Below are 11,207 nucleotides of genomic sequence, written 5' to 3' on the forward strand. Positions count from 1 at the left end.
TACGAGATCCAACTACCGGCCTTGATAAAGATCTCACTTTCATCGGGCATGATGTGAAGCGACGGACCGTTTACCGAGCAGGTCTTGTGCGTGCCCGAACGTGGTGCCGACGGGAGGGGTGCCTGGGTTTCTGTCTTCCCCAGCGGTCGATTGTTCTTTAAGTGATAAAGCCCGTACAGTAATAGGGAAGTTACGATAATGCCCGATCCGACGATGATCGCCACCCATCGTTGATGGAGCCTCAGCGCGTTTATATGCCAGGGCCGATATTTCGGAGAATTATTTCGTTGCCAAAATGAATCGAGACTCGATTGTATTTTCTCCGCTTCGAACCTGGAAATTTCACGAGGCGTGGCAAATTCCTGCTCTACAATCTCATCGACCATCATCTTAAAGATGAAGATTTCCTTTGCGGTTGCCGATCCTTCCTGGATTTTATATCTGAGTTGCTCAAAATCCGTCATAGTTCCTTTATGTTGAATGTAACCCATAGTATGATTTCCCATAGGAGAAGTTTATTGGCTTTTAGTATTGGAATCAGTTCCTTATATGCATCCACCATGGTGTTTTTTACTGTCTGGATGGAAATATTGAGCTGTGCTGCAATCTCAGGATGGCTCTTGTTCTCGATTTTATGCATCGTAAAAATTTCCCGCCGCCGGGGCGAGAGCTTGTCGATAGCATCATAAACCGTTCCCCTGGTTAAATCGGCGTCTGTAGCACTGAGAGTAAAGGGGTCCAGCAGTTGTGTGTACACCTCGGTTGCCTCTTGCGTGCGTTTTGTCTTCAGAATATGCTTATACGAAGCGTGCTTTACGCTGGTCACAAGCCAGGCTTCAAGGCTTGTGTGGATGTCGAGAAAAGCCCGTCTTGACCAGAGATTCTGCAGTATGTTTTGAGCGATGTCGTTTGCATCGTCTTCGCTGCCTGTTATTCTGAAAGCGGCGGTCACCAACGTGGGGAAGTAGTTTTTATAAGCAACTTCAAAGGCTGCCGTGTCTCCTGCCGCTATTTTGCGTATTAGGTTTATCTCTACCTCGTTCATATGAAAAGTAACATAATAGGGTTGGGTTGAGTAATTCATTGTAAGTCCATCGATGCGTCGTGCGGTAGAAACCAGGAGCCCGCCCTATAGATCGCCAAATGAGCTAAAAGTCCTACTGGATACCGGATATTTTTTACGGCTTTTTATTTACAAAATGCCTTATACCTAAATGCGTTTTTCGGCTCTATAACGGATGGGTACGCTGAGCTGTAGCCATGGCCTAGGGTTTGCTGGATATTTCCTTTCGGGTCTTCTTTTGTCTACGGATCTTGATGGTAATGCGGATCTGTTTCCAATGATCGCCTGTCAGTATGATGATAGCGAGGAACACGACGATGGAGCCTGACAAGGCAGGAAGAATGGAATCTGCCACGGTATGCATGGTTGTTTCTTGCGGTAAGATCATTTTTATATTTCGTTAACTGTTCACACCTCATTAGAGCTCACTACTTTAGAAAAGTCCTATTCCAGTTTTATTTTTTTTTACGGATCCAATAAGGTTGTGCGAAGACAGGCGCCGGGGTGATTTCATCCGTTGCTGCAGAAACGGTACCTTTATAAGATGTTACCGCTGTACGATGTACTTGTTTTGGGGCTGGGCGCCACCGGCAGCCAGGCGCTATACCAGCTTGCCAAAGCCGGTCAGCATGTCCTCGGCGTCGACCGTTTCGCGCCACCGCACACATACGGCTCGTCGCACGGCCAGAGCCGCATTATCCGCCAGGCGTATTATGAAAGCCCTGTGTACGTACCGTTGGTGCAGGAGGCGTACCGCCTGTGGCATGAACAAGAACGCCTGTCGAGCCGGGAATTATTCGTCCAAACCGGCGGCCTCATGCTCGGCGCCGCCGAATCGGCTTTGGTAAAAGGCTCGCGACTGAGTGCCGAGACACATGGCCTGGCGTACGAGTATCTCGACGCCCATACCCTTCGCACCCGGTTCCCGGTATTTCATCCTACACCCGACACGGTAGGCGTATTTGAAACCGCGGCAGGCGTGCTTTTCCCGGAGGCCTGTATCGAGACGGCCCTGCAACTGGCGCAAGCCCACGGCGCCGTGTGCAGGCTGGGAGAGACCGTTACGGCCCTCGCACCCCAAAAAGATCATGTCGAGGTCCAAACGCTTGCCGGCACTTATACTGCCCGGCAGGTGATCGTGAGCGCCGGCGCCTGGCTGGGCCAGCTGGTGCCCGAGTTAGCCCTGCCGTTGACCGTCGAGCGCCAGGTGGTATTCTGGTTCGACCACGGCGGCGGCCAGCTGCAAGGTCTCCAACCCGACCATTTCCCGATATACATCTGGGAGACCGAAGACACGATGTTCTATGGTTTTCCGGACCTGGGCAACGGCCTGAAAGTCGCCTTCCACCACTATGGGCAGCCGGCCGATCCCGATCATCTGAACCGACAGGTTACCGGCCAGGAGGTTGCGGCCATCGAGACTGTCATCCGCAAACATTTCGGCATCGACCCTATTTTCCGCGAGGCGTCTGTTTGTATGTATACCAACACGCCGGATATGGATTTTATCCTCGACTACCATCCGCACCATGGCAACGTCATCATCGCCAGCCCGTGCTCCGGCCACGGCTTCAAATTTGCCAGCGCCATCGGTAAGATCCTGACCGACATGGTCCTGGGGCGGCCGACCGGCTTCGACCTGACGCCGTTCCGGATAGATCGGTTTAACACAGCCCTGTAAATCCACGAACACGATTATCGAAATATGACCTCCGAAGAAGATCAGCAATGGCCCCGGTTCGTACATCAATATTAGCAAGTATAGCCCGGGCGAGTATTAGCGAAGCGGTGACTTGTGCCCATACGGTAGGCATTTGTAAGTGCCAACGCTTTCCGCAGCGTCTTCGGCTTATGCACAAAGGTTCTGAAAGGAGAAATACATGATTCAACGCAAATGACACGGCGAACAATAGAAATCAATCGCGACAAACTCATCCAGGTAGTGAGAACCCAACACATAAACCTGGGCGCCGAACAACTACCTGAGCATACCCTGATCTCGGCGACTAACGTAGGGAGAAATAGAGTAATTGAAAGAGAACAAGTATTGGGAGTGTACACCATCCGGTATCACATTATGCTACAGAGTAATGCAAAGACCATAGGATATGAGAGCTTGTTAACAAATCTGAATAAAAGCGACCAACGTGAGTTCTTACTCGTCTCTATAGAAGTTGAAGCCGTAGTGATGTTAGTGTTTACCGACGTCGATATGAACACACTCTTTGGGATATTAAGGCCGTCTGCTGAATGAATATGATGTATATTCCATAACTTTGCCGACGCAATCCTCCAAACAGGCACACTTTGATCGCATTCAGAAGAATTTCCATCCTACTCATAAACGCAGTGATCCTGGCACTGCTCGCCCGGGTCGTCTTTTTCGGGCATACTAGTAACGCCCTCGGCGCATTCGGTATAGCATCGTTTATTGCCGTGTTCATTTTTAATATCTATGCGCTGATCCTATACAAGTTCTTTTGGGAAAATCCCCGCAAGCTTTGGTACCTGGAGGCAGCCTATTTGTTGCTGCTGTTGTTGCCGGCACTTCTGCTGATCAACATCATCCGTTAGTAAGCAACGTCCTGGGGAAGCGATCGGCCGCTAAACACGAAACTGGCACCGGTCGCTGTCGGGTTTGTTACGCCCTTACAGGGCTGAGGTAATCATCGGCATTGTTCCCAGGCCCGCCGCTGGCGCTCTGGCCTGGGCTGTTATATTACGCCCTTACAGGGCTGAGCTTGGGTAGAGATCGCCAGGAACCATTCGATCGGAAAGCTTGTTACAACAACAATTAAAAAGGAGAACTCCTATGGAAATTGGAATAGACAGCTTTGCTGCCACCCTCGGAAGCAATCAAAGTAACATGGATTCGATGGCGCAGCTGCTGCAACGGATCGAGACGGCCGACCAGGTTGGGCTCGATGTATTCGGGATCGGCGAGCACCATCGCCGTGAATTTCTCGACTCGGCACCGGCCGTGATCCTGGCCGCCGCGGCTGCCCGCACCAAAAACATCAAACTGACCAGCGCCGTGACTGTGCTCAGCGCAGCCGACCCCGTGCGTGTATTTCAGGAATTCGCCACCCTGGACCTGATCTCGAAGGGCAGGGCAGAGCTGGTCGTGGGCCGGGGCTCGTTCACGGACTCGTTTCCGCTGTTCGGCTTCAAGCTACAGGACTACGATGACCTCTTTGCCGAAAAACTGGACCTGCTCCTGAAGATCCGCGACCAGGAGGTCATCACCTGGACGGGCCGGTTCCGGCCGGCGTTAAAAGAACAGCCCATTTACCCACGCCCGGTGCAGCCGCAGATCCCGGTATGGTTGGGCGTAGGAGGGACCCCCGCGTCGTTCGTCCGAGCGGGTATGTTAGGCCTGCCGTTAATGGTGGCCGTCATCGGCGGTGAGACACACCGTTTCCGGCCGCTGATAGACATGTACCGCGAGGCCGGGGCCAAAGCCGGACATGCTCCAGAGAAGCTTACAGTAGGCCTGCATTCATTGGGTTACGTGGCACCTACCGCTAAAGCGGCCGCCGACGAGTTCTTTCCCGGCTATGCAGCGGTCTTCACCAAGATCGGTCGTGAACGTGGCTGGCCCCCGGTAACACGTCCGCACTTCGACGCTCAAATCGGCCCGCGGGGTGCCCTGATCATCGGTGGCCCCGAAGAAGTGGCTGAGAAGATCGTGCGGCATAGCGAAGCGCTGGGCGGCGTCAGCCGGTTGACCTTCCAGATGGACAATGCCAGCTTACCTCAGGAAAAGCTATTGCGCTCCATCGAATTGATCGGCCAACAAGTAAAACCGCTGGTAGCTGCCGCGTTGCAGCTGAAATAGGAACTCATCTGGCGCCGGTCTTAACCCCGTTTCGGGGTGAGACCGGTGCCCCGTATGGTGGCGGTCTCCGACCGCCTTCGCCCTCAGGCGCAGTCAACCAGTGGCAATAAAAAAGCCCAACCAAATTCGGTCGGGCTTTGTCATTATTGGGTTTATTGGGTTATGAATACTATACGTGAGTCGACCCCGCGCGCGAATGATCCACCAGCTCTTCCTGCTGGATCGGCAGCGAGATCGTAAACGTCGATCCTTCGCCGGCCGTGCTCAGCGCCGAGATAAAGCCCCGGTGGTGCTCGACGATCTTTTTGCAGAGCGCCAGGCCGATGCCCGTGCCTTTGAACTCGCTGGTGTGGTGCAGACGTTTGAACATGCCAAAGATCTCCTCGGCATACTTTTGGTCGAAACCGAGCCCATTGTCCTTGATCGCGATCCGCAGGTATTCCCTCCCATTTCCGGGTAGCCCATCCGTATTCGGAAAGATCGTCGTGATCTGGATCGCCGGCCGCACTTCCTTCTTGCGATACTTCAGCGCGTTGGTGATCAGGTTGTGGAACAGGAGCTTGACCAATCCCGGGTTGACGCGGTATACCGGGAGGTTTTCAATCACGATATCCGCTTCCTTCAGATCGAACTCGTCGTCCATCTCGGAGAGCACTTCATTGATCAGCACCGACAGGTCCGTGGAAATAAACTCGCCGGCGTCGTCGGAGATCCGCGAGAAGGTGAGGATGTCGCGGATCAGCGTCTGCATGCGTTCGGCCGAACGCTGAATGCGATTGAAGTCGTCGATCCCGCTTTCGTCCAGCATGTCCTTGTAGCGGATGAACAGCTTGTTGCAGAACAACCGGATCTTGCGCAGGGGTTCCTGCAGGTCGTGCGAGGCCATGAAGGCGAAACGGTCCAGCTCTTTGTTAACCGCCTCCAGCCGCTCGATATTCTCCAGCAGTTGGCTGTTGAGCTGGCGTACACGCTCTTCCGATGCGATCCGCTCTTTGATCTCCAGCTGCAGGCTTTGGTTGATGGAGATCAGCTTTTGCTCCTGGATCTTCAGTTGGTGGTTCTTGCGGTAGAGGTCCACCAGCACGGCCACCTTGGCACGCAGCACGTCGGCGTTGATGGGTTTGAAGATATAGTCCACCGCGCCGGCCTGGTAGCCGCGAAACATATTCTCATCGCCAAAGTTGTTGGCCGTAATAAAGATGATCGGAATGTGCTTGAGCTTGTCGCGTTCATAGATCAGCGAAGCCGTCTCAAAGCCGTTCAGGTTCGGCATCTTTACGTCCATGAGGATCATGGCAAAGTCGTACTCGTTGAGCAGAATCTTTAGTGCCTGGCGTCCCGACTGGGCTTTCACGAACTGGTAGCCACTGGGCTCGAGAATGGTTTCGATTGAAAGGAGGTTATCCTCACGGTCATCCACTAATAAAATCTTAGGTCGCATCCAAAAAAACAGTTTATTTACAGAACCAGAATCGCATCAGCGACAACAGTTGATCTATTTTAACAGGTTTGGTAATATAATCGGAAGCACCTGCTTCAATGCATTTCTGGCGGTCGCCCTTCATGGCCTTGGCCGTTACGGCGATGATCGGCAGGGAGCTGTTCTTGTGCTCACGCCGGATCTTCTGGGTCGTTTCATACCCGTCCATCTCGGGCATCATGATGTCCATCAGCACCATGTCGATCTTCGGGTCGTCGTTGAGGATTTGGATGGCGTCCCGGCCGCTTTCCGCCGTAATGACGTTGATGTTATACCGCTCGAACACCGTCGTCAGCGCAAACAGGTTCCGTACGTCGTCGTCCACGACCAGGATGTTCTTACCGCTCAGGATGTCCTCCTTGCTGCGGATCGTCTCGATGATCCGGCGTTTTTGCTGCGACAGGTCCTTGTGGTTGATGTGCAGGTGTGAGATCGTTTCCTCCAGCAGCTGCTCGATCGAGTTGGCGTTCTTGAGGATCACCGCACTCGAGCTCTGGTTGAGGTGCGACAGCTCACCCTTGTCGAAGTCGCGCGCCGAGTATACGATCACCGGCGTGAGCTTTTTCTTCAGCAAGCTGACCTTGCTCACCAGGTCCGAGCCCGAAATATCAGGCAGGGTATAATCGAGGATGATACAATCGGGGTCTTCTGTCTCCAGCATATCGAAGGCATCTTTACCGGTGGCGGCAATCGACACCGACACATGGGTATCTTCCATTACCTTGGCGATCTGCGACGAGTCGATCTCGTTGTCTTCGACGATCAGCACCTTGCGCGAAGGACGCTGGTTGTAGGATAGGATGTCGCGGAACAGCTCGTCGAGCGCGGCGTTGTCGATCGGCTTGAGCAGGAAGTCACGCGCCCCGCGGCGCATCGCCAGGGCGCGGTTCTCTTCGCCCGAGATGACATAGATCGGAATATGACGATAGTTGAGGTCGTTGCGCAGCAAGTCGAGCACTTTCCAGCCGCTGGTCGCCGGCAGCTTCACATCGAGCGTAATGGCGATGGGGGAGAAGCGGTTGATGAACTCGAATACATCCACGTATGTCGACGCGATCACCACTTTCAACCCGCGCGTGTGCGCCTTCTCGAGAATGATCTTACCAAAACGATAATCGTCTTCCACCACCACGATCACCTTGTCGGTAGCCGAGATGTTATTGCGGTCGTCGCCCGCGTCGTTGATCATCTCGCTGACGATCTCCAGGCCGCGTGTATCCACGCCGTCTTTCGTCACGCGCAGCGTGTTCAGCAGCGTGTCGATCGCGCCGGTGTCGTCGGTCAGCTGCAGTTGGTCAATGGCCTTGATACTGTCGGACTTCTCACGTGGGATGGCACCCGCGACAGCATTCACCGGCAGGTAGAGCGTAAACGTGCTGCCACGTCCCGGCTCGCTTTCGAGCTCGATCGTACCGCCCAGCAGTTCGGCCAGACCGCGGCTGATGGAGAGGCCCAGGCCGGTGCCGCCATACTTCCGGCTGGTAGAACCTTCTGCCTGCTGGAAGGCTTCAAAGATGATAAGCTGTTTCTCTTGCGGAATGCCGATGCCGGTATCGGTGATCGAGAAGCCGATCACCTTGCGTGCCGCTTCCAGCCCCGGGTTGCTCATCCGCCAGTTCTTCTTCGCCTCGAAGATGTTCAGGCTCACTTCGCCTTTCTCCGTAAACTTGAAGGCGTTCGACAACAGGTTCTTGAGGATCTGGTTGAGGCGCTGAATATCGGTATCCAGCGACACCGGCAGCGACGTTTCCGTCTCGATGCGGAACTTCAGGTTGCGGGCTTCCGAAATCGGTTTGAATGTCGTCTCCACAAACGAAGCGATCTCCGAAATAGACACCTGCGAAATATTGGTCGAGATAAAGCCCGACTCGATCTTCGACAGATCGAGGATGTCGTTGATCAGCTGGATCAAGTCGTCACCACACGAGTGGATCGTCTTTGCATAGCGGATCTGTTTGTCGTTGAGGTTCCCTTCCGCGTTCTCATACAGCTGCTGCGCAAGAATAAGCAAGCTGTTCAGCGGCGTGCGCAGCTCGTGCGACATGTTTGCGAGGAACTCGGACTTATACTTGGAGGTAAGCGTCAGCTGCTCGGCTTTTTCTTCCAGCGAGCGACGCGCCTCTTCCACTTCCTGGTTCTTGGCTTCCACCTCGTCCTTCTGCTTCACCAGCAGCAGCGCCTTGTCTTGCAGCTCGTCGTTGGTGCGGCGCAGCTCTTCCTGCTGCACTTTCAATTCGCTCGCCAGCGACTGCGACTGCGCCAGCAGCTCCTCGGTACGGGTGTTGGCCTCGATCGTGTTCAACACGATCCCGATACTTTCCGTCACCTGGTTGAGGAAGTCGAGGTGAGTCTCGTTAAAGATCTCGAGCGACGCCAGCTCGATCACCGCCTTCACGTCGTTCTCGAACAACACCGGCAGGATGATGAGGTTGGCGGGGCGGGTCTTGCCCAGCGCCGAGTTAATCTTGATATACCCCTGCGGCACGTTGGTTAACAAGATGCGTTCTTTCTCCAGCGCGCACTGGCCCACCAGCCCTTCGCCGATGGAAAACTCGCGCGGTATGTTCTTATCTTCCTTATGGGCATACGCCGCAAAGAGCTGCAGATTGACGTGCGCTGTCTCTTCGTTATGCTTCAGGATGTAGAACGCACCGTAGTGCGCTTTCACCACCTGTGCCAGCTCGGAAAGAATGCGGCGGCTTACCGTATCCAGGTCGCGCTGTCCTTGCAGCATTTGTGTGAACTTTGCAAAGTTCGACTTCAGCCAGTCCTGCTCCTGGTTCCGCAGCGTCGTCGCACGCAGGTTGGAGATCATCTGGTTGATGGTATCTTTCAAGGCTTCCACCTCGCCCTGCGCTTCCACGCGGATGGTACGGGTAAGGTCACCTTTTGTTACCGCCGACGCCACTTCCGAGATCGCACGCACCTGCGTGGTCAGGTTCTGGGCCAGCTGGTTTACGTTCTCCGTCAGATTCTTCCAGATGCCCGACGCCCCCGGCACGTTCGCCTGGCCCCCCAGACGACCGTCGACACCCACTTCGCGCGCCACGTTCGTTACCTGGTCGGCAAATACGGCCAGCGTCTCGATCATTTCGTTGATCGTATCCGTCAGCTGCGCCACTTCACCCTTCGCATTGATCGAGAGTTTTTGGCGCAGGTTACCCGTCGCCACCGAGGTCACCACCTTGGCAATACCGCGCACCTGGCTCGTCAGGTTGGACGCCATCATGTTTACCGAGTCGGTCAAGTCCTTCCACGTACCGGCTACACCGCGCACCTCGGCCTGCCCTCCGAGCTTACCTTCCGTACCCACTTCCCGCGCCACACGCGTTACCTCGAAGGCGAAGGAGTTCAGCTGCTCCACCATTGTGTTGATCGTATTCTTCAGATCGAGGATCTCACCTTTCACGTCGATGGCCACCGTTTTTGAAAGGTCGCCGGAGGCCACCGCCTTCGTCACCTGCGCGATGTTCCGCACCTGGGCCGTGAGGTTACCCGTCATCTGGTTTACCGAGTCGGTCAAGTCCTTCCACGTACCGGCTACACCGGGCACGAACGCCTGGCCCCCGAGCTTACCGTCGGTACCCACTTCCCGCGCCACACGCGTTACTTCCGAGGCAAACGCGCGCAGCTGGTCCACCATGGTGTTGAGGGTTTCCTTCAGCTGGAGGATCTCCCCGCGCACGTCCACCGTGATCTTCTTCGACATGTCGCCGTTCGCCACGGCAATCGCCACCTCGGCGATGTTCCGCACCTGGCCTGTCAGGTTGGAGGCCATCTGGTTTACCGAGTCGGTCAAGTCTTTCCACGTACCGCCTACACCCGGCACGTTCGCCTGGCCCCCGAGCTTACCGTCGGTACCCACTTCCCGCGCCACGCGCGTTACTTCGGAGGCGAAGCCGCGCAGCTGGTCCACCATCGTGTTGATCGTATTCTTGAGTTCGAGGATCTCGCCCTTTACGTCTACGTCGATCTTGCGCGACAAGTCGCCGTTCGCTACCGCTGTTGTTACTTCGGCGATGTTCCGCACCTGGCTGGTGAGGTTGGACGCCATCAGGTTCACCGAGTTCGTCAAATCTTTCCACGTACCGCCTACACCCTGGACATCGGCCTGGCCGCCGAGCTTACCTTCCGAGCCCACTTCCAGCGCCACACGCGTTACTTCGGACGCAAAGCCCCGCAGCTGTTCCACCATCGTGTTGATGGTGTTCTTGAGCTCGAGGATCTCGCCCTTCACGTCCACCGTGATCTTCCACGACAAGTCGCCTTTCGCCACCGCTGTCGTTACCTCGGCAATGTTCCGCACCTGGGCCGTGAGGTTCGAGGCCATCTGGTTTACCGAGTCGGTCAGGTCTTTCCATACCCCGCCGACACCTTCCACCGTCGCCTGGCCGCCGAGCTTACCTTCCGAGCCTACTTCCCGCGCCACACGCGTTACTTCCGAGCCGAACGAGTTGAGCTGATCCACCATCGTATTGATGGTGTTCTTGAGCTCGAGGATCTCGCCCTTCACGTCCACCGTGATCTTACGCGACAAGTCGCCGTTCGCCACGGCTGTGGTTACTTCGGCGATATTCCGCACCTGGCTGGTGAGGTTACCCGCCATTTTATTTACCGAGTCCGTCAAGTCTTTCCACGTACCGCCTACACCGGGCACGTCTGCCTGGCCGCCCAACATACCTTCCGAGCCCACTTCCCGCGCCACACGCGTTACTTCCGATGCAAACGAGTTGAGCTGATCCACCATCGTATTGATCGTATCCTTGAGCTCGAGGATCTCGCCCTTTACGTCCACCGTGATCTTACGCGACAAGTCACCCTTCGCC

The 11,207-nt window shown here is 55.2% G+C and carries 8 protein-coding genes; 3 read left to right on the forward strand and 5 right to left on the reverse strand.

Features of this window, described 5'->3' with window-relative positions; all coding sequences use genetic code 11:
* From KK078_RS27505 to KK078_RS27515, 3 genes are all read right to left on the reverse strand, one after another.
* Positions 1 to 464: hypothetical protein (locus tag KK078_RS27505; protein ID WP_254093560.1), on the reverse strand; the 464-nt coding region annotated here is incomplete at its 3' end.
* Entirely contained in the window at positions 461 to 1,045 is a 585-nt protein-coding gene (locus KK078_RS27510) for an RNA polymerase sigma factor (protein ID WP_254093561.1), read from the reverse strand. The genes KK078_RS27510 and KK078_RS27505, both read right to left, overlap by 4 nt.
* A 220-nt stretch (positions 1,046 to 1,265) precedes the next feature.
* A complete protein-coding gene (locus KK078_RS27515) occupies positions 1,266 to 1,451 on the reverse strand; it encodes a hypothetical protein (RefSeq protein WP_254093562.1) in 186 nt (61 codons plus the stop codon).
* A 156-nt stretch (positions 1,452 to 1,607) separates the two neighbouring features.
* On the opposite strand from KK078_RS27515, the gene solA reads away from it, so the two are divergent.
* The 3 genes from solA (at position 1,608) to KK078_RS27530 (ending at position 4,901) form a co-directional block, all read left to right on the forward strand.
* Positions 1,608 to 2,744 carry an N-methyl-L-tryptophan oxidase gene (solA, locus tag KK078_RS27520; protein ID WP_254093563.1) on the forward strand — a complete coding sequence of 379 codons (1,137 nt, stop codon included), beginning with the start codon at positions 1,608 to 1,610 and terminating at the stop codon, positions 2,742 to 2,744.
* Between the two features lie 626 nt (positions 2,745 to 3,370).
* Positions 3,371 to 3,637: a hypothetical protein gene (locus KK078_RS27525; RefSeq protein ID WP_254093564.1), complete on the forward strand. Its 267-nt coding sequence runs from the start codon at positions 3,371 to 3,373 to the stop codon at positions 3,635 to 3,637.
* A 238-nt stretch (positions 3,638 to 3,875) separates the two neighbouring features.
* A complete protein-coding gene (locus KK078_RS27530) occupies positions 3,876 to 4,901 on the forward strand; it encodes an LLM class flavin-dependent oxidoreductase (RefSeq protein WP_254093565.1) in 1,026 nt (341 codons plus the stop codon).
* Between the two features lie 169 nt (positions 4,902 to 5,070).
* Here the strand turns inward: KK078_RS27530 and KK078_RS27535 are convergent, their stop codons facing one another.
* Together KK078_RS27535 and KK078_RS27540 are read right to left on the reverse strand one after the other, a co-directional pair.
* Positions 5,071 to 6,342 (reverse strand): response regulator, encoded by a 1,272-nt coding sequence (locus tag KK078_RS27535; RefSeq protein WP_254093566.1) that lies wholly within the window; start codon positions 6,340 to 6,342, stop codon positions 5,071 to 5,073.
* A gap of 13 nt (positions 6,343 to 6,355) precedes the next feature.
* Positions 6,356 to 11,207: HAMP domain-containing protein (locus KK078_RS27540; RefSeq protein WP_254093567.1), on the reverse strand; the 4,852-nt coding region annotated here is incomplete at its 5' end.

This window comes from Dawidia soli, from assembly GCF_018598185.1.
GTDB lineage: Bacteria > Bacteroidota > Bacteroidia > Cytophagales > Cyclobacteriaceae > Ohtaekwangia > Ohtaekwangia soli.

Bases quoted from the DNA above. Each gene is read 5' to 3' on its own strand.
- KK078_RS27510 (WP_254093561.1), bottom strand. From the start codon at position 1,045: ATGAACGAGGTAGAGATAAACCTAATACGCAAAATAGCGGCAGGAGAC.
- KK078_RS27515 (WP_254093562.1), bottom strand. From the start codon at position 1,451: ATGATCTTACCGCAAGAAACAACCATGCATACCGTGGCAGATTCCATT.
- solA (WP_254093563.1), top strand. From the start codon at position 1,608: ATGTTACCGCTGTACGATGTACTTGTTTTGGGGCTGGGCGCCACCGGC.
- KK078_RS27530 (WP_254093565.1), top strand. From the start codon at position 3,876: ATGGAAATTGGAATAGACAGCTTTGCTGCCACCCTCGGAAGCAATCAA.
- KK078_RS27535 (WP_254093566.1), bottom strand. From the start codon at position 6,342: ATGCGACCTAAGATTTTATTAGTGGATGACCGTGAGGATAACCTCCTT.